Annotated in this window: 26 protein-coding genes; 19 read left to right on the top strand and 7 right to left on the bottom strand. The window is 65.7% G+C overall.

What is annotated here, in order from left to right; genetic code table 11:
- Positions 1-110: 110 nt before the first annotated feature.
- From ahaH to EGH23_RS15660, 10 genes are all read left to right on the top strand, one after another.
- Positions 111-443 carry an ATP synthase archaeal subunit H gene (ahaH, locus tag EGH23_RS15705; protein WP_220580935.1) on the top strand — a complete coding sequence of 111 codons (333 nt, stop codon included), beginning with the start codon at positions 111-113 and terminating at the stop codon, positions 441-443.
- The gene (locus EGH23_RS15700) at positions 430-2,691 is read left to right on the top strand and encodes a V-type ATP synthase subunit I (RefSeq protein ID WP_220580934.1); all 2,262 of its coding nucleotides are present in this window, start codon (positions 430-432) and stop codon (positions 2,689-2,691) included. Before ahaH ends, EGH23_RS15700 begins: the two co-directional genes overlap by 14 nt.
- Before the next feature lie 311 nt (positions 2,692-3,002).
- Positions 3,003-3,266, top strand: coding sequence for a F0F1 ATP synthase subunit C (locus EGH23_RS15695; RefSeq protein WP_220580933.1), 264 nt, complete (start codon positions 3,003-3,005; stop codon positions 3,264-3,266).
- 22 nt (positions 3,267-3,288) lie between these two features.
- Positions 3,289-3,873: a V-type ATP synthase subunit E gene (locus EGH23_RS15690; protein WP_220580932.1), complete on the top strand. Its 585-nt coding sequence runs from the start codon at positions 3,289-3,291 to the stop codon at positions 3,871-3,873.
- Positions 3,870-4,946, top strand: a complete 1,077-nt coding sequence (locus EGH23_RS15685; RefSeq protein WP_220580931.1) for a V-type ATP synthase subunit C — start codon at positions 3,870-3,872, stop codon at positions 4,944-4,946. The genes EGH23_RS15690 and EGH23_RS15685 overlap by 4 nt, the downstream gene beginning before the upstream one ends.
- Positions 4,943-5,266: a V-type ATP synthase subunit F gene (locus EGH23_RS15680; protein ID WP_162318141.1), complete on the top strand. Its 324-nt coding sequence runs from the start codon at positions 4,943-4,945 to the stop codon at positions 5,264-5,266. The genes EGH23_RS15685 and EGH23_RS15680 overlap by 4 nt, the downstream gene beginning before the upstream one ends.
- Before the next feature lie 3 nt (positions 5,267-5,269).
- Complete coding sequence (locus EGH23_RS15675; protein ID WP_220580930.1) at positions 5,270-7,030, top strand: ATP synthase subunit A; 1,761 nt, start codon at positions 5,270-5,272, stop codon at positions 7,028-7,030.
- 2 nt (positions 7,031-7,032) lie between these two features.
- Positions 7,033-8,460, top strand: coding sequence for an ATP synthase subunit B (locus EGH23_RS15670; RefSeq protein ID WP_220580929.1), 1,428 nt, complete (start codon positions 7,033-7,035; stop codon positions 8,458-8,460).
- Positions 8,461-8,616: 156 nt separating this feature from the next.
- Positions 8,617-9,309 (top strand): V-type ATP synthase subunit D, encoded by a 693-nt coding sequence (locus EGH23_RS15665; protein ID WP_220580928.1) that lies wholly within the window; start codon positions 8,617-8,619, stop codon positions 9,307-9,309.
- A gap of 45 nt (positions 9,310-9,354) precedes the next feature.
- Positions 9,355-9,747, top strand: coding sequence for a DUF6276 family protein (locus tag EGH23_RS15660; protein ID WP_220580927.1), 393 nt, complete (start codon positions 9,355-9,357; stop codon positions 9,745-9,747).
- 168 nt (positions 9,748-9,915) lie between these two features.
- Here EGH23_RS15660 and prf1 read toward each other — a convergent pair whose 3' ends face one another.
- Complete coding sequence (gene prf1 / locus EGH23_RS15655; RefSeq protein WP_220580926.1) at positions 9,916-11,169, bottom strand: peptide chain release factor aRF-1; 1,254 nt, start codon at positions 11,167-11,169, stop codon at positions 9,916-9,918.
- 47 nt (positions 11,170-11,216) lie between these two features.
- On the opposite strand from prf1, the gene EGH23_RS15650 reads away from it, so the two are divergent.
- Positions 11,217-11,357: a hypothetical protein gene (locus tag EGH23_RS15650; RefSeq protein ID WP_220580925.1), complete on the top strand. Its 141-nt coding sequence runs from the start codon at positions 11,217-11,219 to the stop codon at positions 11,355-11,357.
- A 150-nt stretch (positions 11,358-11,507) separates the two neighbouring features.
- Entirely contained in the window at positions 11,508-12,317 is an 810-nt protein-coding gene (locus EGH23_RS15645; RefSeq protein ID WP_220580924.1) for a MinD/ParA family ATP-binding protein, read from the top strand.
- 177 nt (positions 12,318-12,494) lie between these two features.
- Here EGH23_RS15645 and EGH23_RS15640 read toward each other — a convergent pair whose 3' ends face one another.
- From EGH23_RS15640 to pyrH, 5 genes are all read right to left on the bottom strand, one after another.
- The gene (locus EGH23_RS15640) at positions 12,495-12,701 is read right to left on the bottom strand and encodes a cold-shock protein (protein ID WP_135303876.1); all 207 of its coding nucleotides are present in this window, start codon (positions 12,699-12,701) and stop codon (positions 12,495-12,497) included.
- 288 nt (positions 12,702-12,989) lie between these two features.
- Positions 12,990-14,732 carry an arginine--tRNA ligase gene (gene argS, locus EGH23_RS15635; RefSeq protein ID WP_220580923.1) on the bottom strand — a complete coding sequence of 581 codons (1,743 nt, stop codon included), beginning with the start codon at positions 14,730-14,732 and terminating at the stop codon, positions 12,990-12,992.
- 90 nt (positions 14,733-14,822) lie between these two features.
- Positions 14,823-16,589: a site-2 protease family protein gene (locus tag EGH23_RS15630; RefSeq protein ID WP_220580922.1), complete on the bottom strand. Its 1,767-nt coding sequence runs from the start codon at positions 16,587-16,589 to the stop codon at positions 14,823-14,825.
- Positions 16,590-16,998: 409 nt separating this feature from the next.
- Positions 16,999-18,639: a lysine--tRNA ligase gene (gene lysS / locus EGH23_RS15625; protein WP_220580921.1), complete on the bottom strand. Its 1,641-nt coding sequence runs from the start codon at positions 18,637-18,639 to the stop codon at positions 16,999-17,001.
- The gene (pyrH, locus tag EGH23_RS15620; RefSeq protein WP_220580920.1) at positions 18,639-19,325 is read right to left on the bottom strand and encodes a UMP kinase; all 687 of its coding nucleotides are present in this window, start codon (positions 19,323-19,325) and stop codon (positions 18,639-18,641) included. The genes lysS and pyrH overlap by 1 nt, the downstream gene beginning before the upstream one ends.
- Before the next feature lie 355 nt (positions 19,326-19,680).
- On the opposite strand from pyrH, the gene EGH23_RS15615 reads away from it, so the two are divergent.
- From EGH23_RS15615 to EGH23_RS15605, 3 genes are all read left to right on the top strand, one after another.
- Positions 19,681-19,929 (top strand): DUF7123 family protein, encoded by a 249-nt coding sequence (locus EGH23_RS15615; protein WP_162318152.1) that lies wholly within the window; start codon positions 19,681-19,683, stop codon positions 19,927-19,929.
- An 84-nt stretch (positions 19,930-20,013) separates the two neighbouring features.
- Positions 20,014-21,195, top strand: coding sequence for a site-2 protease family protein (locus EGH23_RS15610; protein ID WP_220580919.1), 1,182 nt, complete (start codon positions 20,014-20,016; stop codon positions 21,193-21,195).
- A gap of 211 nt (positions 21,196-21,406) precedes the next feature.
- A complete protein-coding gene (locus EGH23_RS15605) occupies positions 21,407-21,547 on the top strand; it encodes a hypothetical protein (protein ID WP_220580918.1) in 141 nt (46 codons plus the stop codon).
- A gap of 7 nt (positions 21,548-21,554) precedes the next feature.
- Here the strand turns inward: EGH23_RS15605 and thiL are convergent, their stop codons facing one another.
- Complete coding sequence (gene thiL, locus EGH23_RS15600; RefSeq protein WP_220580917.1) at positions 21,555-22,421, bottom strand: thiamine-phosphate kinase; 867 nt, start codon at positions 22,419-22,421, stop codon at positions 21,555-21,557.
- A gap of 134 nt (positions 22,422-22,555) precedes the next feature.
- Here thiL and EGH23_RS15595 point away from each other — a divergent pair, with 134 nt between their 5' ends.
- The 4 genes from EGH23_RS15595 (at position 22,556) to EGH23_RS15580 (ending at position 25,145) form a co-directional block, all read left to right on the top strand.
- A complete protein-coding gene (locus EGH23_RS15595) occupies positions 22,556-23,593 on the top strand; it encodes a lysylphosphatidylglycerol synthase transmembrane domain-containing protein (RefSeq protein ID WP_220580916.1) in 1,038 nt (345 codons plus the stop codon).
- 62 nt (positions 23,594-23,655) lie between these two features.
- Positions 23,656-24,117 (top strand): 30S ribosomal protein S19e, encoded by a 462-nt coding sequence (locus EGH23_RS15590; RefSeq protein ID WP_220580915.1) that lies wholly within the window; start codon positions 23,656-23,658, stop codon positions 24,115-24,117.
- Between the two features lie 77 nt (positions 24,118-24,194).
- On the top strand, positions 24,195-24,542 hold the full coding sequence (locus tag EGH23_RS15585; RefSeq protein WP_220580914.1) for a DNA-binding protein: 348 nt from the start codon (positions 24,195-24,197) through the stop codon (positions 24,540-24,542).
- Positions 24,543-25,145 (top strand): DUF7411 family protein, encoded by a 603-nt coding sequence (locus tag EGH23_RS15580; RefSeq protein WP_220580913.1) that lies wholly within the window; start codon positions 24,543-24,545, stop codon positions 25,143-25,145. It abuts the gene before it with no gap.
- Positions 25,146-25,169 lie beyond the last annotated feature (24 nt).

The raw sequence follows: 25,169 nt of genomic DNA, 5'->3' as shown, positions 1-25,169 counted from the left end.
CCTGGGAACGGACGCTCCGGCGATTCGCCGAGTGAGTGTGGTTCACACGTACGCACAGAAACTTCGCAACTACCAAATAGCCGCTCTAGCAACGGTGACACGATTAGCAAATGCCACGGCCAGAAGTTCTAGATAGGATAAAGGAGGCCGAGCGGGAGGCCGACGAGATCGTCGCCGAGGCCGAGGAGGACCGGGACGAACGACTCGCCGAGGCCCGCGAACGGGCCGAGGAGATACGCGAACAGGCCCGCGAAGAGGCCGAGGCCGACGCGGAGGCCCGTCTCGAAGCGGCGCGCGAGGAGATCGAGGAGGAGCGAGCGGAACTCATCGCCGAGGGTGAGAACGCCCGCGAGGAACTCGAAGCGGAGGCCGCCGGACGGGAAGACGAGGTGGTCGAATACGTCACAGACCTCTTCGAGGAGGCGGTACATGTTCAGACCTGAGAAGATGTGTCGCGTCTCGGTGACGGGATCGAAGCGCGTCATGGAGGAGGTCATCGAGTCGGTCCACGACCTCGACATGCTCCACGTCACCGAGTACGACGGGTCCTGGGAGGGGTTCGAACCCGGCGACCCCGTCGACGGAGCCGACGAGGCGTCCGATCAGCTCGTGACGGTCCGCTCGCTCGAATCGATCCTCGACATCGACGAGGAGGACGCCGGGCCGAAGCGACTCGTCACCGACGACGCGCTCGAAGAGGACCTGGAGGAGGTCCGCACGCAGGTCAACGAACTCGACGACCGGCGTGACGACGTCCGTGACGACCTTCGGGACGTCGAGGAGCGGATCAGCACGATGGAACCGTTCGTCACGCTGGGCATCGATCTGGACCTGCTCCGCGGCTACGACACGCTCTCCGTCGCCGTCGGCGAGGGCGACGCGGACGAGGTGAAGGTCGCCCTGGCCGACAGCGACGTCGACACTTTCCAAGTATTCGACGAGGACGGCGTCGTCGCCGTCTTCGCCCGGACCGACGAGAGCGAACTGCAGGACGCGCTGGTCGGTGCGACCTTCTCGCAGCTGCAGATCCCCGAGGGCGACGGCGAACCGTCGGAATACTTAGAGGAACTCCACCACCGGCAACAGCAACTCGAATCCAAGCTCGCGACCGTCGAGGACGAACTCGGCGACCTGCGACTCGACTACGGCGGGTTCCTGCTGGCGGCCGAGGAGAAGCTCACCATCGAGGTCCAGAAGGCCGAAGCGCCGCTGACCTTCGCCACGACGGAGAACGCCTTCATCGCCGAGGGGTGGATTCCCAACGAGCGCTACGCGGCGTTCGAGAGCGCGATCGAGTCCGACGTGAGCGAGGCCGTGGACGTCGAGAAACTCGAAGTCGCCGAGTACGACGACGGTCACGCCCACGCCCGCGAGGAGATCGAACACGAGGGCGGCGGTGGCGGCGACGCGACGGTGGGCCAGACCGTGACGGCCCCCGAAGCCGAAGAAGAGGAAGAGAGCCAACAGCAGGAGGTCGCCGCCGACGGCGGCCTCGTCACGATGGACGACGACGAGCCGCCGGTGATTCAGGACAACGCCGCGCCCGCTCGCCCCTTCGAGGCGCTCGTCGAAGTCGTCAACCGCCCGAAGTACGGGGAGTTCGACCCGACGGTCGCGTTCTTCCTGACGTTCCCGGCGTTCTACGGGTTCATGATCGGCGACCTCGGCTACGGGATCCTCTACTTCCTCGCGGGGTACGGTCTCTACTCGAAGATGGACGGCGACGTGATGAAGAGCCTCGGCGGCGTCGCGATGTGGGCCGGCGGGTTCACGATGCTGTTCGGCGTCCTCTACGGCGAGTTCTTCGGTCTCCACCAGCTCGGTGAGATAGTGTGGGGCGGCAACCCACCGATGCACAAGGGCCTCCAGCCCGTCTACGGTAACTACGCCATCGCGTGGCTGACGATCAGCCTGCTCGTCGGCATGGTTCACCTCGCCGTCGGCTGGATATTCGACTTCATCGAGAACCTAGAGCACGGGCTCTGGGACGCGCTCACCGAGAGCGGCTCGTGGCTCCTGATGCTGTTCGGCCTCTGGGCGTGGGTCTTCTCCGGCGCTAACGGTGCTGCGCCGAACTTCCTCTACACCGCGGAGGAGGGCATCTTCGCCGGTCACCCGTTCGCGTTCGGCTTCGCCGGCCTCCCGCCCATCAACCTATTCACGATCCCGGTACTCGATGCGCCGTTCTCGGCGTGGCTGGTCCTGTTCTTCACGGGTCTCGTGCTGCTCGCGCTCGCCGACCTCATCGAGGTCGTCGAGTTCCTCAACGTGCTCGTGAACGTCCTCTCGTACACCCGACTGGCCGCCGTGTTGCTGGCCAAGGCGGGGATGGCCTTCGTGGTCAACCTGCTGTTCTTCGGCGTCTACGTCGTCGAGACGGGCCACGGCGCGGAGTGGCACTTCGGTATCGGCCACTCGCCGGCCTACATGCTCGAACAGGGCACGTATCACGGTCACGAGGTCACGAGCGTGATGTTCCCCGGTCTGATGCACTCGGGCATCGCCGGGCTCGTCGGCGGCCTGCTCGTCCTCGTGTTGGGACACCTGCTCGTCCTCATCCTCGGCGTCACGAGCGCCGGGCTACAGGGCGTGCGTCTCGAGTACGTCGAGTTCTTCGGGAAGTTCTTCGAGGGCGGCGGCAAGAAGTACAACCCGTTCGGCTACGACCGAACCTACAGCAACGACGACTGAGACGGACTGCTGGAGCGGTTTCCCAGTACGCGCCGGCTCCGGGTCGGCGCTATCCGGAAATAGTCGCTAACGATCAGACGACCGACGCACGGGCGTCGTCGTCGCTCGTATTTTTCGTTCTCACGCCTACGAGGGCAGTCTCCGCCGCTGACGACGCCCAACGGTGGCTGGTACCAGCTCACATCCCCCCCGTCCTGAGCGCCTAAATCGCCGGGACAGCACACTGACGAAGCGTTTTGGGAAGCTTTATGAAGTCCGTGGGGTCACATACGCCTGTTCGGACACGAGCACCCAGAGAGGACTTCAACAACATGATTGAGAATATCGCACTCGTTGTCAACGCTGTACTGCAGGAAGGTACTACCGGCGCCGCACCGGCAATCCCGGCTTCCGCCGCCGCCGCCCTCGCCGTCGGGCTGGCCGCGCTCGGTTCGGGGTACGCGGAGCGCGGTATCGGCGCCGCCGCAGTCGGCGCCATCGCGGAGGACGACGGCATGTTCGGTCGTGGCCTCATCCTGACGGTCCTGCCGGAGACACTCGTCATCCTCGCGCTGGTCGTCGTCTTCGTCGTCTAAACCACATCCCCCTTTTCCAACAATGAGCCTTGATACAGTCGTAGAGGACATCCGAGACGAGGCCCGCGCGCGTGCAGAGGAGATTCGTGACGAGGCCGACGAGCGAGCCGAGGAGATCGTCTCCGAGGCCGAGGCCGACGCCGAACAGATTCACGAGGAGCGCGAAGCCGAAGTTCAGCGAGAGATCGAGCAGTTGCGCGAACAGCGCCTCTCCTCGGCGAAGCTCGAAGCCAAGCAGGCTCGGCTGGAAGCCCGCCGCGACGTCTTAGAGGACGTTCACGAGGACGTCGAGCAGGCCGTCGCCGACATCGACGGCGCGCGGCGCGAGGAGCTGACGCGGTCGCTGCTCTCGGGCGCCGCCTCCGAGTTCGACGACGGCGCGACGCTTCGCGTCTACGGCCGCGCCGACGACCAGGCCCTCATCGAGGATATCCTCACCGACTACGACGACGCAGCGTTCGCCGGGGAACACGACTGCCTCGGCGGTGTGGTTGTCGAGAGCGAGACCTCCCGCGTCCGTGTGAACAACACGTTCGACTCCGTGCTGGAGAGCGTCTGGGAGGACAACCTGAAAGCAATCAGCGACCGGCTATTCGATTCACAATGAGCAGCAACGGGGCGGCAAACCGCGGCCGGAGCTCGAATTACGAGTACGTCATCGCTCGGGTTCGCTCGCGTCGTGCCTCGCTGTTCGACGACGACGACTATCGGAAGCTCGTCCGCATGGGAACGAGCGAGATCGCTCGTTTCATGGAAGAGACCGAGTACGAGGCGGAGATGAACGCGCTCGGGTCCCGGTACTCCGGTGTCGACCTCGTCGAATACGCGCTGAATCGGAACCTCGCGAAACACTTCGACGACCTGTTAAAATGGGCCGAGGGGGCGCTGTACGACTACATCGCCCGCTACCTGCGGAAGTTCGACGTCTGGAACGTCAAGACGATCATCCGCGGGCTGTACGCCGGGGCGGGTTCGACCGAGGTCGAAGACGACCTCATCCGCGCCGGCGAGTTCAGCGAGCGACGAGTCGACCAGTTGCTCACCGCCGGTTCCATCGAGGAAGTCGTCGAACTGCTCGACGACACGATATTCGGCGAGGCGATGGCCGCGGCCTATCCGGTCTACGAGGAGAGCGACGTCCTCGTACCGCTCGAGAACGCGCTCGACCGCGCCTTCTACGAGAGCCTGCTCGAGGGGCTCCCCAGCAATCCCGAGATCGACAGCCCGACCGGGCTGTACGTCGAGTTCCTGCAGGCCGAGGTGGACTTCCGGAACCTCCGGAACGCGCTCCGCCTCGCTCGAAGCGGCGCCGACGCCGACCCGACGGAGTACTACATCGAGGGCGGGAAGCTCTTCGACGAGCAGACCCTCTCACAGCTCTCGGCGAACGTCGAGGGCATCGTCGCGGCCGTCCGTGAGAGCACGTACGGCGACGAACTGGATACGGCGCTTTCCGCGCTCGAAGAGGCCGACAACCTCATCGAGTTCGAGCGGGCGCTGGACGCGGCGCTCCTAGAGTACGCCGACCGCCTCTCGAATCGGTATCCGCTGTCGGTCTGTCCGGTGTTGTCCTACATCCTCGCTAAGGAGCGCGAGGTGGACAACATCCGGGCCATCGCCCGCGGCCGGGAAGCGGGTCTCGAACCCGACGAGATCGAACAGGAGCTGGTGATACTATGAGCCAGGAGATAGGCGTCATCGGCAGCCCCGAGTTCACGACGGGGTTCCGACTGGCGGGAGTCCGCAAGTTCGCGGACGTCCCCCAAGACGAGAAAGACGAGCAACTGGACGACGCCGTCGAGGAGATGCTCGGCGACGACGACGTCGGCATCGTCGTGATGCACGACGACGACTTAGAGCATCTCTCGCGGGGCGTTCGACAGAACGCCGAGACGAGCGTCGAGCCGGTACTGGTGACACTCGGCGGTGGCACCGGTAGCGGCGGACTACGTGACCAGATCAAGCGAGCCATCGGTATCGACCTGATGGACGAAGACTAAACAATGAGTCAAGCAACAGAATCCGACGTCCGCGAGGACGGCATCATCGAAAGCGTCTCGGGACCGGTCGTAACGGCTCGAGACCTCGACGCCCGGATGAACGACGTCGTTTACGTCGGTTCGGAAGGGCTGATGGGCGAGGTCATCGAGATCGAAGGTAACATCACCACCATCCAGGTGTACGAGGAGACCTCCGGCGTCTCCCCCGGCGAACCCGTCGAGGGGACCGGAGCGCCCCTGTCGGTGGACCTCGGGCCGGGCATGCTCGACGCCATCTACGACGGCGTCCAGCGCCCGCTCGACGTGCTCGAAGAGAAGATGAACTCGGCGTACCTCGACCGCGGGGTCGACGCGCCGGGGATCGACTTAGAGAAGACCTGGGAGTTCGAGCCGACCGTCGAGGCCGGCGACACGGTCGAGGCCGGCGACATCGTCGGCACCGTCCCCGAGACGCCCAGCATCGACCACAAAGTGATGGTCCCGCCGGACTACGAGGGCGGCGAAGTCACGTCCGCCGAGTCGGGCAACTTCACCGTCACCGAGCCGGTCGTCGAACTGGACAACGGCGAGGAGATCCAGATGCGCCAGGAGTGGCCGGTCCGCACTCAGCGCCCGGCCAACGAAAAGGAGACGCCAACCGAACCCCTCATCTCGGGTCAGCGCGTGCTGGACGGCCTCTTCCCCATCGCGAAGGGCGGGACGGCCGCGATTCCGGGGCCGTTCGGCTCCGGGAAGACGGTCACCCAGCACCAGCTCGCGAAGTGGGCCGACGCGGACATCGTCGTCTACGTCGGCTGCGGCGAGCGCGGCAACGAAATGACCGAGGTCATCGAGGACTTCCCGGAACTGGAAGACCCCATCACGGGCAACGCCCTGATGGACCGGACCTGCCTCATCGCCAACACGTCGAACATGCCCGTCGCGGCGCGTGAATCCTGTGTGTACACGGGAATCACCATCGCGGAGTACTTCCGCGACATGGGGTACGACGTGGCGCTGATGGCCGACTCCACCTCCCGGTGGGCCGAGGCCATGCGCGAGATCTCCTCCCGGCTGGAGGAGATGCCCGGCGAGGAGGGGTACCCCGCGTACCTCTCGGCTCGCCTGAGCGAGTTCTACGAGCGCGCCGGCTACTTCCAGAACATCAACGACACCGAGGGGTCGGTCTCGGTCATCGGGGCCGTCTCGCCGCCGGGCGGGGACTTCTCGGAACCGGTCACGCAGAACACCCTGCGTATCGTCAAGACGTTCTGGGCGCTGGACGCGGACCTCGCCGAACGACGGCACTTCCCGTCCATCAACTGGAACGAGTCCTACTCCCTGTACCGGGACCAGCTCGACCCGTGGTTCGTCGAGAACGTCCGGAACGACTGGCCGGAGACGCGACAGTGGGCCATCGACGTCTTAGACGAGGAGGCCGAACTGCAGGAGATCGTCCAGCTCGTCGGGAAGGACGCCCTGCCGGAGGACCAGCAGCTCACGCTCGAGATCGCGCGATACCTGCGCGAGGCGTGGCTCCAGCAGAACGCGTTCCACGACGTCGACACCTACTGCGAACCGGAGAAGACCTACCGCATCATGGACGTCATCCAGTCGTACAACGAGGCGGCCTTCGAGGCGCTCGAAGCCGGCGTCCCCGTCGAGGAGATCACCGACATCGACGCCGCGCCGCGCATCAACCGCATCGGCGTGCAGGAAGACTACAACGAGTACGTCGACCAACTGGAGGAGGACATCAAGTCCCAGCTCCGGGAGAAGTACTAACGATGAAAGAATATCAGACAATCACGGAAATCAGCGGCCCGCTGGTGTTCGTCGAGACCGACGAACCGGTCGGGTACGACGAGATCGTCGAGATCGAGACCGGCGACGGCCAGACCCGCCGCGGCCAGGTGCTCGAATCCGCGAGCGACTACGTCGCGATCCAGGTGTTCGAGGGCACGGAGGGTATCGACCGCAACGCCTCCGTCCGCTTCCTCGGCGAGACGATGAAGATGCCCGTCACCGAGGACCTCCTCGGGCGGGTCATGGACGGGACCGGCCAGCCGATCGACGGCGGCCCGGAGATCGTCCCCGACGACCGACAGGACATCGTCGGCGCGGCGATCAACCCCTACTCGCGCGAGTACCCCGAGGAGTTCATCCAGACCGGCGTCTCTGCCATCGACGGTATGAACACGCTCGTCCGCGGGCAGAAACTGCCCATCTTCTCGGCGTCGGGGCTGCCCCACAACGACCTCGCGCTGCAGATCGCGCGACAGGCGTCCGTCCCCGAAGAGGAAGAGGGCGACGACGGAGAGGGCTCGGAGTTCGCAGTCATCTTCGGTGCGATGGGTATCACGGCCGAGGAGGCCAACGAGTTCATGGACGACTTCGAGCGCACCGGCGCGCTGGAACGCTCGGTCGTCTTCATGAACCTCGCGGACGACCCCGCCGTCGAGCGGACGATCACGCCGCGACTCGCGCTCACCACGGCCGAGTACCTCGCCTTCGAGAAGGACTACCACGTGCTGGTCATCCTGACGGACATGACCAACTACTGCGAGGCGCTGCGCGAGATCGGTGCCGCGCGTGAAGAGGTTCCCGGTCGGCGTGGCTACCCCGGATACATGTACACCGACCTCGCTCAGCTCTACGAGCGGGCCGGCCGTATCGAGGGTCGTGAGGGCTCCGTCACGCAGATTCCCATCCTCACGATGCCCGGCGACGACGACACCCACCCGATTCCGGACCTGACCGGCTACATCACCGAGGGCCAGATCTACATCGACCGCGACCTCAACAGTCAGGGCGTCCAGCCGCCGATCAACGTCCTGCCGAGCCTCTCGCGGCTGATGGACGACGGTATCGGCGAGGGGCTGACCCGCGCCGACCACGCCGACGTGAAAGACCAGATCTTCGCCGCGTACGCGGAGGGTGAGGACCTGCGCGACCTCGTGAACATCGTCGGCCGCGAGGCGCTGTCGGACCTGGACAACAAGTACCTGGACTTCGCCGACCGCTTCGAGGACGAGTTCGTCGACCAGGGCTTCGACACCAACCGCGACATCGACGACACGCTCGAACTCGGCTGGGACCTGCTCTCGATGCTCCCGAAAGACGCGCTCAACCGCATCGACGAGGAGCTCATCGAAGAGCACTACCGCGAGGACGAGACCGCAGAGAGCGCCGACGAAGAGGCCGTCGAAGCCTAACTCGGCCCGTTCTCGTCTCGACTCGAGCTTTTTCGACTCGCTACGGTTCCGTAGTCACATCGGTACCGACACGTTCCGTTCCGAACGGCGAGGTCGGCCGAACCGTCGCGCGACGACTGAAAACGGTTAACTGCCTAGGCCCGATAGAGCCCCACAATGGCTAAAGACGTCAAACCGACTCGGAAGAACTTGATGCAGATAGAGGACCGCATCGAGCTCTCCGAGCGCGGACACGACACGCTGGAGAAGAAGCGTGACGGCCTCATCATGGAGTTCATGGACATCCTCGATCAGGCACAGGACGTCCGAAACGACTTAGACGACTCCTACGAGCGCGCCCAGCGCGCCATCAACATGGCCCGCGCGATGGAGGGTGACGTCGCCGTTCGCGGGGCCGCGGCCGCGCTGAAAGAACACCCGGAGCTGACGACCCAATCGAAGAACATCATGGGCGTCGTCGTCCCGCAGATCGAGTCCAGCAAGGTCAGGAAGTCGCTCGACGAGCGCGGCTACGGCGTGATGGGGACCTCCGCCCGCATCGACGAAGCCGCCGACGCCTACGAGGAACTGCTCGAACAGATCATCCTCGCCGCCGAGGTCGAGACGGCGATGAAGAAGATGCTCGAGGAGATCGAGACGACCAAGCGCCGCGTCAACGCCCTGGAGTTCAAACTGCTGCCGGACCTCCACGACAACAAGGAGTACATCGAGCAGAAACTCGAAGAGCAAGAGCGCGAAGAGATCTTCCGCATGAAGAAGATCAAAGCCAAGAAGGAAGAGGAAGAAGACGCCATCGCCGCCGAGGAGTCCGAAGCCGAGTCCGTCGATCCGCTCACCGCCGACGACTGACCGGACAGCCGATATCCCTTTCTCCCCGTCGTCCCTGTTTTCTCCATGTCCTGTTCCGAGTGTGGTGGCGAGACGCTCGCCGTCCCGGTCCCGCCCGAGCTGCGGGAGTATCTGCCGGGCAACGCTGTCGGTGCGACTATCTGCCGAACCTGTCTGGCGATGGGACCGGCCGAGGACCCGCCGGAGACGATTCCCGACCTGACCGTTCTCGACGATGCGATACCATCGAATCCGGACGCAGCGGTGCCGATGGTCCTCATACTCGGGCTACTTGACTCGCTGGCGCTACACCGGCAGGAGATCACGGCGTTGCTCGAACGGGCCGAACGCGCGGGAACGGACCCGTTGCTCGTCGTGGACCGACTCGCAGACAGTTACGGCGGAGACGCCCACGTCGACCTCGCTCGCAGACGGCACCAACTCGAACAGTTGCTGTAGGTGTCGGCGGGAATCCCTAACCAGTTAGGTACAGATAGTATGTACCAACGCCTTCTTTACAGAAACGCGGAGTCGGAACGTGTGTCCGTTCGTGGACTACCCTGTCCGAAACCCACACCGACCCCACTACCCCGTACCCCCCTTTCTGGACGCGTCGTCGCTGCCCGATCAGACGCCGGTCGAGTAGCGTAGCAGTCCGGCGATGCCGCCGAAGGCGGTCAGCAACTGTTCGCCCTTCTCGAAGTCCGTCGAGATGAACACCGTCTCGGTACCGCGCTGTTCGCCCAGTTCCATCAGGTGGTCGATCGCGTCCTCACGTTCGCCCGCCCCGGCATCGACCGTCGCCCCGCATCGCGTGCAGTCGTGCGCGGGCGTCGCCGCGTCGCTGTCGATGAGTTCGTACTCGTCGTGGCCGTTCTCGCAGGTGTAGGCGACCACGTCCTTCCGGAGGTCCTCGGAGATGAGCAGCTGCTCGACCGCGCCCATGTTGAGGTTCTTCCGGGTCTGGTCGAACCCGTAGGTCGCGAGGTCGCCGTCGTGGAGTTGCTTGAAGAACTCCTCCATGACCTGCTTGTCCTGCAGCATCTCGTGCTCGGCCAACACGTCCTCGGCGGCGTCGACGAGGTCGTACAGCCCCGACTCGTCGGTGTAAGCCACGTCGAACTTCCCGAGCACCATGTCCTGCAGTTCGTGGTGGAGGTAATCCCCGTCTAGGAACTCGTCCTTGGTCGGCGAGGGACCGCCGACGAGGACGCCGTCTATCTCGTGGCGTTCGGGGACGAACAGGTCGTTGGCCATGCCCGCGACCTCCTGATAGAAGTTGTCGATGGCTTCGAGACGCAGGCGGGCGAAACGCTGAGCGGACTGACCACCCTTTCGTTGCTTGCCCGGCACGAGCGAGGATGCCGACTTGACCGGTTCGACGCGTTTGCCCTTCAGCCAGCCGACGTTGGCCTCGCGCCGGTCTAAGACGACCAGCCCGAACAGGCCCTTATCGGCCAGCATCTCCTCGAGCGGTTCGGTGAGGAAGTCCGAATCACAGTGATAGCGGAACGACTCGATGGGGTCCGGCGGGCTCTCCAGGACCTTCGTCACCATATCGGTTCGACCGCCGCCGGTGTCGATGGCCCCCGAGAACAGCACCATGCCGTTCTCCGGCGGCCGCGTCTCGTAGTAGCGGAGCCGGTCCTTGATGGACGTCAGCGCGTCCTGGACGGCCGTTCGGGTGTCCTTCGATTTGATGTTCGACGCCTCGGAGTGCTCCTGCGTGACGTGGGCGACGACGTCGCTCAGGAGCTTGTCCTCGGGAACGTAGATAGAGACGAGCTGTGTTCCCGATCCCTGATAGCCCTTGAGTTCCTCGATTACCTTTCGGAACTCGTACTTCTGTTTGTCCGACTGCTCCTGTTCCTGCTCACTCATTACTTCGTGTTGGTTCAGGCGGTGTAAGAACCTGTTGACAGGGAGGCGTGAGCGAAGCGAACGCCTCCGTACGGTCGAGCGGCGAGGAACGAGCCGCGAGACAGGCGGGCGAATCGAGCGGAGCGAGATTCGCCGAACGTGCGAAGGGCGCGCGACTGAAAGGCGCGGCCCTCGAAGCGGAGCGGTGACCGAAGCGAACCGTGAAGCAGGGGCGCGTGGTGCAGAGAGCAACGCGAGTGAGAACCGCAGTGAGCGAAGCGAGTGTCGTCCCGTGCCACCGTGAGACGGGGACACCCGGCTTTATATGAGTGCCAGTCTAGGGGACAGACAATCAGATTATGGCGGGGTACGTGTGTACGATCGCAGGCGGCAAGGGCGGCGTCGGGAAGACGACGACCGCGGTCAACGTCGGTGCGGGGCTGCAGGAGATGGGCTACGACGTCGCCGTCGTCGACGCGGACCTCGGGATGGCGAACCTCGGTGCGATGCTGACGGTCGAACCCGAGAAGAGCCTCCACGAGATCCTCGCGGGAGACGCCGCCGTCAGCGAGGCGCTCACGGATGCACCCGGCGGGCTGACGGTGATCCCCGGCGAGCAGTCCCTGGAGGCGTTCGCCGACGCGGATCCGGCGAAGCTCCGGAAGGTCATCAAGACGCTCCGGAACGCCTACGACGTGGTGCTCATCGACACCGGTGCCGGCCTGAGCCACGAGGTGGCCGTCCCGTTGGGACTCGCCGACGGTATCGTCCTCGTGACGACGCCCGACGACGTCGCCATCGGCGACACGGTCAAGACGGCCGAGCTCGCCGACCGCATCGACGGTGAGGTCGTCGGCGCAGTGATCAACCGCGTCACTCGCCACACCGACGTCGCCGACATCGCCGACCGCTTCCAGTTCCCGCTGCTGGCCGTCGTGCCGGACGACCCGCAGGCGACGACCGACGAACCGCTGGTGCTCAACCGACCTGAGAGCCCCGCCGCGGACGCGTACCTCCGGCTGACCGACGCGCTCGAACGGCTCTTCTTCCAGGGCGAGACGGCCGCGGGGGACATCGAGACCATCGTCGACGACAGTTGGTTCGTCGAGGAAGCGGACGGAGACGCCGAAGACGAGGATTCGGGCGGCGTCTTCGGCCTGTTCAACTGAGACAGTTCTGTTGGAACACTCGATCGGTGAGGTTTCAAGAGCTACGCTGAAGGACACTAGTCTAGTCACCAAGCAGCGGCCGCGCAAATCGTGTGATAGAGAGCGGTAGCTACGACATGTACTATCTGAAAGAACGAATTGCCGTCTATCGCTACAAACGACAGGCGGAACGAATCGTTAGTTGCGGACGAGGTTCGTCGCGCGGGGTCCCTTCGGGGATGATTCGATGTCGAACTCGACGTTCTGGCCCTCTTCGAGGTCCGGACCGCCAACGTCCTCCATGTGGAAGAACACGTCCTCGTCGTCGTCGACAGCATCGTCGTCAGTCGAAATGAAACCGTAGCCGCCAGTGTCGTTGAAGAAATCAACTTTTCCGTTAGACATTACAAACAAATGTAGTCCGCTCTCGGGTATAACACTTCCGAGAGTGGCGGTACCACGACTCCTGTTTGCTACGCAGACGGACCGGTTCGTCGAGAACATAGTGCGTTCGGCCGTCGTCGGCAGGTCGTTTCCAGAGGCAGGTGTTTCAGGTGAGGGCACGAGGTGTGCCTCGAAGACGGAACAGTCGTCTCGTCGCCGTCTTACTTCGACGCCGCGCTCGAAGCGTGATCTCGAGATCGCACAGTTACACTCCGAAAACCGCCGTTTCGCTGCCCTCGAAACCGAGACTCACATCGAGGTCGGCGCTTCGACGCCGACGGCGTCGAGCGAGTTCGCGACGGCGTGACGCGTGGCCGCGACGAGCGCCAGTCGCGCCGCTCGCGTCTCGGGGTCGGCGTCTAAGACCGGACACTCGCGGTAGAAGGCGTTGAACGTCTCCGCGAGGTCGCGCGTGTACGTGGCGACGGAGTGTGGTTGGAGGTCCTCGGCGGCTTCCTCGACGACCGCTGGGAAGCGGGCGACGACCCGGAGGAGGTCGCGCTCTTCGGGTTCGTCAAGGTGCTCGAAGCCCTGAGAGGGAGCGAGTTCGTCGTCGTCGACCTCGTCTAAGATTCCACAGCATCGCGCGTGGACGTACTGGACGTAGGGGGCGGATTGGGCCTCGAAGTCGAGGGCGCGGTCCCACTCGAAAGTGATCCCCTTCGTCGGCTGTTTCGAGACGATGTCGTAGCGCACCGCACCGATACCGACCTGGTGGGCGATGCGCTCGATATCGTCCTCGTCTAACTCACCTCGCGAGCGGTCGTCGAGGCGGGATTCGACCTCGTCGCGGGCGCGGTCGATGGCCTCGTCTAACAGGTCGTCGAGGTCGATACCGGTCCCCTCGCGGGTGCTCATGCCGCCCTCGGGGAGGTTGACCCACGAGTAGAACACCTGTCTGAGCTGGTCGGTATCGTTGCCGAGCAGTTCGAGCGCGGCCGAGAGCTGGTCGGCCTGCAGTTTGTGGTCCTCGCCGAGCACCGTGACCGCGCGGTCGTAGTTGTCGAACTTCCACTCGTGGTGGGCCAGGTCGCGGGTCGTGTACAGCGAGGTGCCGTCGGAACGCAGGAAGACGAGATTCTTCTCGAAGTCGGGGAGGTCGAGCTGCCACGCGTCGTCCTCGTAGACGGCACAGTCCAGTCCCTGCAGTCGGTCGACCAGTTCGTCCGTCGAGTCGTCGCGCATGAACCGCGTCTCCTTGACGAACTCGTCGAACTCGGCGGGGAGACGGGCGAGGGTGCGGCGCATCCCGCCGAGGACGGTGTCCACCACTTCGGCCACGCGTTCGAACGTCGCCTCGTCGCCTTCCTCTAGCCCCTGGAGAATCGCCTGAATCTCGGCTTCGGCTTCTTCCACCCTGTCGGGGTCGGCGTCTTCGAGGAAGGCGTTGCCCTTCCGGTAGTAACGGACCATCTCGTACTCCGGGGAGTCCCGTTCGGGATCGGGTAGATCAGACTCCTCGAACGTCTCGTAGGCCCACGTGAACACCGCTATCTGGCGGCCGGCGTCGTTGACGTAGTAGTGGCGTTCGACGTCGTAACCGGCGTAATCGAGCACGCGGGCGACGGCGTCGCCGATGATGGGGTTACGCGCCCGACCGACGTGGACCGGCCCCGTGGGGTTAGCGGAGGTGTGTTCGACGACGACGCTGGTGTCGCGGTCGGGGAGGCGGCCGTACTCCTCGTCGGCCGCCGCCTCCAGCGTCTCGGCGAAGTACGCCTCGCTGGGCAGGAAGTTGACGTACGGTCCCTGCGTGGTGACCTCGCTGACGTAGGCGAGCGCGTCGGCGTCGATGGCGTCGGCGACGTCGGCGGCGACCTTCGGCGGTGGCGCACCGACCTCACCGGCCAGTCGGAACGCCGCACTGGACGCGAGGACGGCGTCGACGTCTTCCGGCGGCTTCTCGATGCCGAGGTCGTCGGTCGGCAGACCTAACTCCGTGAGCGCGGCTTCGAGGGCGTCCTCGACCTCCGCGCGGAGCGCTATAAACATACGGCCAACTCTCGCGGCGGGCAGTAAATGGGTAACGAAAGCCGGTTCGAACGGTTGCGAATTTCGGGGCGAAGAGCACAGGCGCGGTGGTCAGGCGAAGAAACGCGGGCCGAACACCATCAAGACCAAGCCGGCGATCATCGACACCGTCACCGCGACGGTCACCGCCGTCGTCGCCCGGCGGCGGTCGGGGACCGGGAGCCGAGAGACGATCGACTCGGTCGTCGCCCGAAGGATGTGCCCGCCGTCCAGCGGGAACGTCGGCACGCAGTTGAACTGGCCGATGACGAGGTTGATCCAGCCGGTCCAGAACAGGGCGTTTGCCAGTAGGAACACCGGCGTCGTCCCGAGCGCCGCGAGCGGCCCCTGCACGGTGTAGAAGTTCGCGGCGATGCCGGTGAAGCCGGCGAAGTTGTAGCCGAAGCCGCCCGCGACGCCGATGAAGGGCAGGATGAGGATGGCGAAGACGCGCTGGACGAACGAGAAGCCCCGCTCGGCGTTCGGGTTCTCGGAGTCGCCACCGATGAACTCCAGGAACGTCGCGGCGGGGTACTGGTCGATGCCGAAGTCGTTGACCTCGAAGCCGCTAATGCCCGCGCGGAACGAGCTCGTGAGGACCCCGCTGTCGGCGCCGTCGCGTTCGGCCAGCGTCACCGTGTACTCCCGTCGCTGTCCGTCGACGTAACCGACGACGGTCACTTGGTCGCCGGGACTGGTCCGCGAGAGCGCTTCGCCGAGCGCGCTCGCGCTCTGGGTGCGCTGACCGTCGAGCGACGTGACGATTATCGACGCGTTGGCGGGCGCGCCCGCCGCCTCCAGCGGACTGCCCGCGGTGACGCGACCGTAGGCCCCGAGCGGCGTCGTCACCGCCTCCCCGTCTTCGGTCTGAATCGCGGCGACCGTGTGATTGCGTGCCGCTCGGTCCAAGTCGCCCCGCGTGTACACCTCGGTTCCGTTGACGGCGGTGATCGTCGTCCCGACGCCGAGCGGCGCGCTCTGGACGGCACCGACGACGATCGGGGCGCGCTCTACCGTCGTCGTCGAGCCGTCGTCGAGCGAGACGTCGACGCTCCGGCGGTCGTTCTCGGCGAGTACCGCCTGGAGCTCCCGGGAGTTACTCACCGACTGCCCGTCGATCGCCGTGATGACGTCGCCGGAGTCGATGCCCGCCTCGTCGGCGGCCGACCCGGGCAGCGAATCCCCGACCGGAACGCCGTCGACGACGGCCAGCGAGCCCGCGATCGGCCCGAAAAGGAGGAGCAAGGCCACGAGCGACAGCGCGAAGTTGTTGGTCACGCCGGCGGCGTACATCCGGATCTGTGACCCGCGGTCCGAGCGGAGCAGTTCGTCCTCGTCGGGTTCGACGAACGCGCCGACCGGAATCACCGCGATGAGCGCCAGTCCCATCGATTCGATGTCGATGTCTTCGACTCGACAGAACAGGCCGTGACCGCCCTCGTGGACGATCAGACCGAGAAGTAGCCCCAAGAGAATCTCGGGAGCGACCGACAGCGGGAGGAAGTCGTTGACGCCCGGAATCGCCAGCGCGTTCCGGGGTTCGTTCAGCGCCGAGGGCTGCGGGTTGATAATCGCCTGATACGCCCCGAAGATGACCAGCAGGAACGACCCGGCCATCACGACGAGCGCGATCCCGACGCCGAGGTTCCCCCACGCCCGCCAGAACCGCTTGGGGCGTGCCAGCTTCTCGAGGATTATCTTTCCCCGTTGGGTGTGGATCGTGGTTATCGGCCCACTGAAACGGATGAAATCGGGAACCACGCCGCGGGCTTTGAGCGCCATCGCCAACAGCGTGTAGGCGACGAGTCCAGCGAGAACCCACGTCAGCGTGCTTACCATCTATCGGTACGTGGAGCCAGCAAAGCAAGAGGGTTCGGATTCGACCTTTTTCGATGGGGGGTTCGGCGAGCGCGACGCGCTCGCCTCAACCCCCGTCTGCTCACGGGCGGTGCGAGACGGTGAAACCGCCTCGCACCGCCCGTTCGCATGGTCCGAGGGACGCGGAGCGTCCCTCGCTACCCAAAAACGCCCTCAGAAATCGGAGATTTCTGGTGGGCTCGCAAGCGCGACGCGCTTGCGAACGTCGGTCGCACTCGCAAAGCGAGTGCGAGCACGGGAGAGCGAAGCTCTCCCGGCGACGAAAAAGGCCGGAAAGCGCGGCTTCGCCGCGTTTCCGGTGAACCGTCTCGCTGCGCTCGCGCCGTATGCTCCCACCAACAGGCGGCCCAATCTCCGACCGGAAGCGTGCCTACCCCTCTCTCCGCAACCGCTCGACGACGAACTCCCGGTCGAGTTTCGAGATGAACGGGCCGAGCTGCGGGCCTTCGGTGTCGTCGAACAGCAGGCGGTAGCCCGCCGAGAAGAAGTCGCCGATGTCGATGTCGTGTCGCTTCGCCGTCTCGTAGATCTCGCCCTGTATCGCCTCGCCGTCGTGGCCCTCGGCGACGAAGTCCGCTAGTTCGTCAAGGGCCGCTTCTGTCTCTGAATCGAAGTCCGTCGCGGGCAGTTCGGTCCGTTTGAGTTCGTAGTCGAACTCGTTGTTCGTCCGGCGCGCCCAGTTGCGGGCGCGTTCGACGCGAGCGAGCGCGTTGGCGACGGCCCACTCCGGCGCGCCCTCGGGGATGTGCCCCTCCTTGCGGGCGATCTGCTCGCGCAGCTCGGGGTCGTCGGTCATCCCGAGGACGGCGGCGAAGGTGTAGGGGATGCGGACGCGCTCTTCGCGGGGGTCGTCGACGACCATCGGATAGGCCCGCTCGGCGACCTCTCGCTCTTCCTCGTCGCGGGGTTCGATTTCACCGAAGTACAGCGATTCGAAGCGGTCGAACCCGTCGACCAGTCGGTCGACGTTCTCGACGGAGAAGTCCCGCTGTTTGCGCGGGTTCTTCGTGAAGAAGTACTTGAACACCTCCGGTTCGAGGATCTCGAGCACCTCGTCGACGGTGACGACGTTGCCCGAGGAGGAGGAGAGCGGTTCGCCCTCCAACGTGAACCACTCGTAGACCATCGGCACGGGCGGGTCGACGCCAAGGACGTTCTCGGCGATGTCTTCGCCGGAGGGCCAGGAGCCCTCGGCGTGGTCCTTCCCGAACGGTTCGAAGTCGACGCCGAGAATATCCCACTGGGCGGGCCACTCGAAGCGCCACGGGAGTTTCCCGTCGCGCAGGGTGGCGGTTCCCTCGTGCCCACAGCCCTCGATGGTCTGGTCGCCGGCTTCGACGTCCGTACAGACGTAGTGCACCTCGCCGGCTTCTAAGTCCACGTCGGTGACGCCCTCGGTGAGCTTCCCGCAGTTCTCACACTGGGGGACGAACGGGACGTAGTCGTCGTCGACCTTGTCCTGGTACTCCGCGAGCACCTCGCGGGCGCGGTCGGCGCGTTCGAGGACGCGCCGCGTGACGGCCTCGAACTCGCCGTCTTCGTACATCTCCGTGTTCGAGACGAACTCGACGTCGACGCCGACGAGTTCGGCGCTCTTCTTCAACAGGTTGGTGAAGTGCGCGCCGTACGAGTCACAGCAGCCGAAGGGATCGGGGATGTCTGTGTAGGGCTTGCCGAGATTGCGACCGAGCGCGCCCGCGTTCACCTCGCCCAGACCCACGACGTTCCACTCCAGGTCGGCGAGTTGCCGGGGGACCTTCCGCAGTCGGTCTTTGTCGTCGGCGGTGAACACCTGCCTGACCTCGTGACCGCGGTCGCGCAGGGCCTCGGCCACGAAGTATCCCCGCATTATCTCGTTGAAGTGGCCGATGTGTGGCACGCCCGAGGGGGAGACGCCGCCCTTGATGACGATCGGGTCCTCGGGGTCGCGCGCCTCGACGGCGTCCGCGACCGAGTCCGCCCAGAACGCTCGTTCGCCGCCGCTACCGACTTCGTAGGGGTCTTCGGCCATTATGCCTCCGGGACGATCTCGGTGCCGTCGAACTCGCGGTCGGCGACGGCCGCCCGGACGCGTTCGGGGTCGGTGCCGTCTAAGACGACCGTCGGGATGCCCGCGCGCTCGATGACCTTCGCGGCGAGTAAGTCGACCGGCGCGTTGCTGCCGGCGGCCATCTCCATCCCGGCGATGATGTCCACGAGTTCGGACGCCGTGAGGTGGTCGAAGCGCGTCGCCTCGGGGTTTTCCTTGGGATCGTCGTCGTAGACGCCCGCGACGGAGGTGGCGTACACCAGCAGGTCGGCGTCGACGTACTCGGCGAAGGCGGCGGCCACGGCGTCGGTGGTCTGGGCGGCGACGATCCCGCCGAGGACGGGGATGTCGCCGCGGCGGATAGCCTCGCGTCCCGCCTCGTAGCTCTCGGCGGGGGTCGACGCCGCCCGGTCGTCCAGCGCCGCGGTGAGCAGACGGCCGTTCAGGCGCGTGACGGCGATTCCCAGCTGGTCGAGTTCGATCTCGTTGGCCCCCAGCTCGCGGGCGCTCTCGATGTAGTCCCGGGCGGTCGGACCACCGCCGACGACCGCGCCGAGCGTGTGTCCCGCTTCGTCGAGTGTCTGGAGCGTGGCGGCGTACTCGGCCACGCGGTCCGGTTCGAGATTCGGAGCGAGGACGCTCCCACCGATAGAGACGACGACTTTCATTGGCCCGGCGTAACCGCGAAACGCTCTTAAGGGTTGTCAACCCCAGCCGAATACCGCCGTCACAGCATACCGCACCCGCGGACGGTGGCTGACACACGTCAGACGTAAAACCAGCAATATTATCCGTAAAGTGGGCCAGAAATACGTGATAATACCGGGTTCGCGGTTCTGAAAAATGGCCCGCTCTGATCTCCGTACTAAGCGTTTAAATTACACTATAAAACGTCTAAGGCACTCTGAAACGGTTATAAAATATGCATTTCACGGCGATTTTTCCTGAAAGGCCCCGAAGTGACGCGAAGCTTCCTTTCTTTATATACTCTCTCCGGCAGAAGATGGAGTCGAGGTGACACAGATGAGCGCAACTGCATCCCCCTCCAACGAGGAAGAGCCCTCCAAAGAACAGCGCCTGAAGTCCTTCCTCGCGGAGAAGGCCGCCGACGGCGAGATGTACTTCAAGAGCAAATTCATCGCCGACGAGGTCGGCCTCTCGCCGAAGGAAATCGGCGCGCTGATGGTCAAGCTCAAAGACAGCGCCACGGAGATCCACGTCGAGAAGTGGTCGTACACGAGCGCGACGACGTGGCGCGTCGAACCCGCGTAAGGCACCCGCTCCCGCTTCCGGTCCCCACCCCGTTTCTCCTGTCGGGCAGAGTATATTAGTGTCCGCACGCTCTACGACTGAACGATGAGTCGTCCCGCCGACGAATCCCCGTCGCCCGCCGAGATGGCAGCCGTCTTCCACGTCGCGACCGTCCACCGAGACGGCGAGACGCTCCGATATTTCGGCGATCCGCTCGTCCCTCCCCGTAGCGTCGCCGACGAACTCGCTCCCGTGTTCGCCGAGTACGGCTACGACGTCGAGTTAGAGCGACAGGCGTCCGCGAAGCCGACCGACGGCGGGATGCCGCTCGACACGCGCGGACAGCAGTACGCGCTGGTCGCGGAACCGACCGAAGCGAGTCGCGGTGGCGTTCCGTGGCTCAACGTCGCGCTCTTGCTCGCGACGATCGCCTCGACGCTGTACGTCGGCGCGAGCGGGTGGTACTACATCCCCGTCGCTGAGGAACCGCTCCGCGTCTTCGAGGCGTGGCCGTTCGTCGTCTCGATGTTGGGCGTACTCGGCATCCACGAACTGGGCCACTACGCCGCTGCTCGGTATCACGGCGTCGACGTGACGCTCCCCTACTTCATTCCGTTCCCCTCGCTGCTCGGGACGATGGGGGCAGTCATCAACATCCGCGGTCGCATCCCGAGCCGGCGCGCGCTGTTCGACATCGGCGTCGCCGGGCCATTGGCGGGATTGGTCGCCACGGTCGTCGTCACGATAATCGGGCTCACGCTCGACCCGATCACCGTCCCCCAGAGCGTCCTCGACGGCGGTGCCGAGTACGGTATCAACTTCCACGACCCGCTCCTGCTTCAGGGCTTGCAAGAACTCGTCGTACTGCTCGGTATCGGTATCGAGTACGGTCCCCGAGAGGCCGTCCACCCCGTCGTCTTCGCCGGGTGGGCGGGGATGTTCTTCACGTTCCTCAACCTGCTCCCGGTCGGGCAACTGGACGGCGGGCACATCGTCCGCGCGATCGTCGGCCGCCGACAGGAGACCATCGCGGCGGCGGTACCCGGCGCGCTGTTCGCGCTCTCGGGATACCTCTATCTCACCCGCGACGCGCCCCCGATCGGCTTCGGCGTCTGGACCCTCTGGGCCTTCTGGGGCGTCTTCGCTACCGGGCTCGCCTACGCGGGACCGGCGGAACCGACGATCGACGAACCGCTCGACCGCCGCCGTATCGCGCTCGGTGTCGCGACGTTCGCACTCGGAATCGCCTGCTTCACGCCGATTCCGTTCGAGATAGTCACCGCGTAGCCACTCTTTCGTCACGCGGGCGAGACTGTTTCACACTTGGAGGAAGATTAACACGAATTCCGTCGATTTCAGCGTTTTGGACGGCGTTTACGGTCCGGTTGAGAACGGGAAAGAACGATTGTAGCGGCCAGAACTGTTGTGAGAAACTGCTGAACGGCGGCGAACGGTCGTATATTTATACGGGGACGTGTCTCGTACGTTCGTTCATAGCATGACCATCGACCCCGGTACGGCCGACGACGCGGACGGCGACCGAGACGGGAGCGAACTCACGCACGACGAACGGGCGAGTGCCGCGGCTGCGGCCGTCGAACAGGTCGAGACGGCGCTCGCCGCGGACGACCGATTTTAGCGGGCGTTCAGTGCGAGTACCCCCGGTCGGGGAGCGGCTCGCCGTCGAGCGTCACGCCGTCGTCGGTGACGGTACCGACCCGGTGAAGCGGACAGGAGACTGCTTCGCGTGCGGCCGCGAGGTCGTCTTCGGGTATCGCACACACCAGTTCGAAGTCCTCGCCGAAGAACACGCCCAGTTCTCGCCGGTCGTCGTCGTCCGTCGCGACCGTCTCGACTCGTTCGTCGATCGGGAGCGGGTCGTCCAGGGTGGCCCCGCAGTCGCTGGCCGCACAGATCTGGTGGACCGACCGGGCCAGACCGTCGCTGGAGTCCAGCATCGCCGTCGCGTAGGGGCGGAGCGCGACGCCCGCACGCACGCGCGGCTCGAACCGGAACAGATCGTTAGCCGCCTCGTCGTCGCCGCATTCGAACAACCGCAACGCGGCGGCCGAACGACCGAGCGTCCCCGTCACACAGATCGCTTCGCCCGGTGACGCGCCGGATCGGAGGACCGGGCTCTCCGTCTCGCCGAGCGCCGTCGTCGCGGCGGTGAACTCCTCGTGGCCGTCTAAGTCGCCGCCGACGTACTCGGCGCCGACCGACTCACAGACGTCTACCGCTCCGTCGACGAACGCCACCAGTTCGTCGCCGTCGAACTCCGGAGCGGCGTAGACGGCCACCGCCGCCGTCGCCTCGGCCCCCATCGACGCCACGTCCGACAGCGACGTGCCGACGGCCCGCCAGCCGGCGGTGTAGCGGGTCGTCCCGTCGGGGAAGTCCGTCCGCTCGTGAAGCATGTCCGTCGTGATGACCTGCCCGTCGAGGACGGCGCAGTCGTCGCCCGCCGCCGGGAGCCGGTCGCCGATGAGCGCGAGGGCCGCCTGTTCGTCCATACGCACGCGTCGTCCCCCCGGCGCAAAACGACCCGGGATACGTCCGTGGGGACGGCCCCTGTCTCGCGCGGCGTCGAGTCACCCCGTCGCGCGCACGTCGGTACGTTCAAATCGCCGACGCCCGACGGCCCGATATGGACGGCAACCGCTGGGCGACGGTCGCGGGCTTCGTCGGCGCACTCGGCGTCCTCGCGGTGCTGGTGTGGGTCGTCGGCGTCGACCGGACGCTGTCGGCGCTGTTGCGGGCCGACCCGGCCGCGTTGCTCGCCGTCGTCGGGATCGCCGTCGTCTGGATGACCGCGTGGGGCTTAGCGCTGTGGTCGGTGCTGAACGCGCTCGGGAACCCCGTCGCTCCCGCCACCGCGGTGCTGGTCTACACGGCGGCCGTCTTCTCGAACAACGTCACGCCGTTCGGACAGGCGGGCGGGGAGCCGCTCTCCGCGCTACTCATCTCCTCGGCGGCCGACAGCGAGTACGAGACGGGACTGGCCGCCATCGCCACCGTGGACACTGTCCACTTCGTCCCCTCCATCGGCTACGCCATCGTCGGCTTCACGTTCGTCGCGGCCGGCGCGGTTCGCCTCGGCCGCAACCTCGTGTTCGCCGCCGTCGCCGTCGCCGTGCTGGCGGTCGGCTTACCCCTCGCCGCGTACTTCGGGTGGCGCTACCGCTACGAACTCGAAGCCACCGTCGTCCGCGTGTTCACGCCGGTCGTTCGGACGCTCGGCCGGGTCGTCCCGCGGCGGTCGCCGCCGACGGCCGCGGCCATCGAGGCGCGCATCGAGAGCTTCTTCGCGGCCATCGAACGCATCGCCACCGACGGGCGGACCGTCCTCCAGACGCTCGGCCTCTCAGCGGTGGGGTGGGGCTGTCTGGCCGCGTCGCTATGGACGTCGCTGTACGCCATCGGCTACGCCGTCCCGGTGGCGACGGTGCTGCTGGTCGTGCCGCTGGGCAGCATCGCCAGCGTCGCCCCGCTTCCCGGCGGGTCGGGTGCCATCGAGACGGTGCTGGTGACGCTGCTGGTCTCCACCGCCGGCGTCCCGGCGGCGTCGGCGGCGTCGGCGGTGCTCATCCACCGGGGCGCGACGTACCTGCTCCCGACGCTCGTCGGGGCCGGCGTCGCCAGCGCCCTCGGCGCGAATCACGCGGCCGCCAGCCCCGGGGAGTGAACGGTTCACGCCCGACGAAGCGAACGATGCGCTTAAATGACGCGGACGGGAACCAAGGTCCAATGACGACACTCTACGACGCGCCCGCCGAGGACCTCATCGAGGCCCTCACCGAGACGTTCGAGGACGAAGACGACATCGAGGCCCCCGAGTGGGTCACCTTCACCAAGACCGGCGTCGACCGCGAACTCCCGCCCGAACAGGACAACTTCTGGGAGCGCCGCGCCGCCAGCCTGCTCCGGAAGGTCGCCGTCGACGGCCCCGTCGGCGTCAACGCGCTCCGCGCCGAGTACGGCAAGTCCAAGCAGGGTTCGACGCGCTACCGCGTCCGCCCCAAGCAGAAGGCGAAGGGGTCGGGAAGCATCATCCGCACCGCGCTCCAGCAGCTCGAAGACGCCGGCTACGTCGAGACCAGCGAGAACGACGGCCGCCGCGTCACCGGCGACGGACGCGCACTCCTCGACGACACTGCGGGCGAAGTCCTCACGGACATCGGCCGTCCGGAACTCGAACGCTACGCGTAACTCGTTTCTCCGTTCTCCGGCCCACAGTCGAGTCTCCGAAATCGTTTTCCCGCCGACACCGGTAGTTTCATCTAGCTATGAGCGGCGACCCCAGCGAGGAAGACATCGAAGAACTCCGCAAGCAGAAGATGGAACAGCTGAAAGAACAGCAAGAGGGCGGCGACGCCGAGGCCCAGCAGGCCGCACAGGAGCAAGCCGAGGCCCAGAAGAAGGCCGTCCTGCGCCAGCACCTCACCGACGGCGCTCGCAAACGGCTCAACACCGTCAAGATGTCGAAACCCGACATCGGCGACCAGATAGAGCAACAGGTCGTCGCGCTGGCCCGCAGCGGCCGCGTACAGGACCAGATCGACGAAGAGCAGATGAAGGAACTGCTCTCGGAACTCACCCCCGACTCGAAGAGCTTCGACATCAAGCGCCGGTAGATGCGCTGCGGACTGCTGTACAGCGCTGGCAAGGACTCGACGCTTTCGGCGCTCCTCTTAGACCCCTTCTACGACGTGACGCTCGTCACCGGGACCTTCGGCGTCGTCGATCCCGACCCGGCCCGCGAAGCCGCCGAAGCCGTCGGTTTCGCCCACGAGACGGTCGACCTCGACCCCGAGGTAGCCCGCGACGCCGTTTCCCGGATGCACGACGACGGCTACCCGCGAAACGGCATCCAGGAAGTCCACGAACACGCCGTGGAGACGCTGGCGGCGGGCGAGTGGACCGAGTCGCTGGACGCCGTCGCCGACGGCACGCGACGCGACGACCGCGTGCCGACGATCGACCGCCCGCTGGCCCAGAGCGTCGAGGACCGCTTCGGCGTCGACTACCTCGCGCCGCTCGCGGGCGTGGGTCGCGGCGCGATCGACGCGATGGCCGCCGAGAAACTGGACGTGGAGACCGGGCCGAGCGCTCAGGTTCCCAAGGCCGACTACGAGGTCGAACTGCGGGCGCTGCTGGCCGAGGAATACGGCGAGTCGGCCGTCGGCGAGGTGTTTCCCGAGCACACGCAGTCGCGGGTTCGCGGGTTGTCCCAGTAGCGCGGGACCGAGCCCGGTGTTCTC

The organism is Haloarcula nitratireducens (genome assembly GCF_019599505.1).
Note: the sequence above shows the minus strand (reverse complement) of the source record. Positions and strands in the feature narration are given on the sequence as shown.

Excerpts from the sequence above, each read along its gene's own strand:
- EGH23_RS15670 (WP_220580929.1), top strand. The coding sequence starts at position 7,033 with ATGAAAGAATATCAGACAATCACGGAAATCAGCGGCCCGCTGGTGTTC.
- pyrH (WP_220580920.1), bottom strand. The coding sequence starts at position 19,325 with ATGAAAGTCGTCGTCTCTATCGGTGGGAGCGTCCTCGCTCCGAATCTC.
- EGH23_RS15590 (WP_220580915.1), top strand. The coding sequence starts at position 23,656 with ATGACGACACTCTACGACGCGCCCGCCGAGGACCTCATCGAGGCCCTC.
- EGH23_RS15595 (WP_220580916.1), top strand. The coding sequence starts at position 22,556 with ATGGACGGCAACCGCTGGGCGACGGTCGCGGGCTTCGTCGGCGCACTC.
- EGH23_RS15700 (WP_220580934.1), top strand. The coding sequence starts at position 430 with ATGTTCAGACCTGAGAAGATGTGTCGCGTCTCGGTGACGGGATCGAAG.
- EGH23_RS15645 (WP_220580924.1), top strand. The coding sequence starts at position 11,508 with ATGGCGGGGTACGTGTGTACGATCGCAGGCGGCAAGGGCGGCGTCGGG.
- thiL (WP_220580917.1), bottom strand. The coding sequence starts at position 22,421 with ATGGACGAACAGGCGGCCCTCGCGCTCATCGGCGACCGGCTCCCGGCG.
- prf1 (WP_220580926.1), bottom strand. The coding sequence starts at position 11,169 with ATGAGTGAGCAGGAACAGGAGCAGTCGGACAAACAGAAGTACGAGTTC.
- EGH23_RS15680 (WP_162318141.1), top strand. The coding sequence starts at position 4,943 with ATGAGCCAGGAGATAGGCGTCATCGGCAGCCCCGAGTTCACGACGGGG.
- EGH23_RS15640 (WP_135303876.1), bottom strand. The coding sequence starts at position 12,701 with ATGTCTAACGGAAAAGTTGATTTCTTCAACGACACTGGCGGCTACGGT.
- ahaH (WP_220580935.1), top strand. The coding sequence starts at position 111 with ATGCCACGGCCAGAAGTTCTAGATAGGATAAAGGAGGCCGAGCGGGAG.
- EGH23_RS15660 (WP_220580927.1), top strand. The coding sequence starts at position 9,355 with ATGTCCTGTTCCGAGTGTGGTGGCGAGACGCTCGCCGTCCCGGTCCCG.
- EGH23_RS15610 (WP_220580919.1), top strand. The coding sequence starts at position 20,014 with ATGAGTCGTCCCGCCGACGAATCCCCGTCGCCCGCCGAGATGGCAGCC.
- EGH23_RS15630 (WP_220580922.1), bottom strand. The coding sequence starts at position 16,589 with ATGGTAAGCACGCTGACGTGGGTTCTCGCTGGACTCGTCGCCTACACG.
- lysS (WP_220580921.1), bottom strand. The coding sequence starts at position 18,639 with ATGGCCGAAGACCCCTACGAAGTCGGTAGCGGCGGCGAACGAGCGTTC.
- EGH23_RS15580 (WP_220580913.1), top strand. The coding sequence starts at position 24,543 with ATGCGCTGCGGACTGCTGTACAGCGCTGGCAAGGACTCGACGCTTTCG.
- EGH23_RS15665 (WP_220580928.1), top strand. The coding sequence starts at position 8,617 with ATGGCTAAAGACGTCAAACCGACTCGGAAGAACTTGATGCAGATAGAG.
- EGH23_RS15690 (WP_220580932.1), top strand. The coding sequence starts at position 3,289 with ATGAGCCTTGATACAGTCGTAGAGGACATCCGAGACGAGGCCCGCGCG.
- EGH23_RS15685 (WP_220580931.1), top strand. The coding sequence starts at position 3,870 with ATGAGCAGCAACGGGGCGGCAAACCGCGGCCGGAGCTCGAATTACGAG.
- EGH23_RS15675 (WP_220580930.1), top strand. The coding sequence starts at position 5,270 with ATGAGTCAAGCAACAGAATCCGACGTCCGCGAGGACGGCATCATCGAA.
- EGH23_RS15695 (WP_220580933.1), top strand. The coding sequence starts at position 3,003 with ATGATTGAGAATATCGCACTCGTTGTCAACGCTGTACTGCAGGAAGGT.
- EGH23_RS15585 (WP_220580914.1), top strand. The coding sequence starts at position 24,195 with ATGAGCGGCGACCCCAGCGAGGAAGACATCGAAGAACTCCGCAAGCAG.
- EGH23_RS15615 (WP_162318152.1), top strand. The coding sequence starts at position 19,681 with ATGAGCGCAACTGCATCCCCCTCCAACGAGGAAGAGCCCTCCAAAGAA.
- EGH23_RS15605 (WP_220580918.1), top strand. The coding sequence starts at position 21,407 with ATGACCATCGACCCCGGTACGGCCGACGACGCGGACGGCGACCGAGAC.
- argS (WP_220580923.1), bottom strand. The coding sequence starts at position 14,732 with ATGTTTATAGCGCTCCGCGCGGAGGTCGAGGACGCCCTCGAAGCCGCG.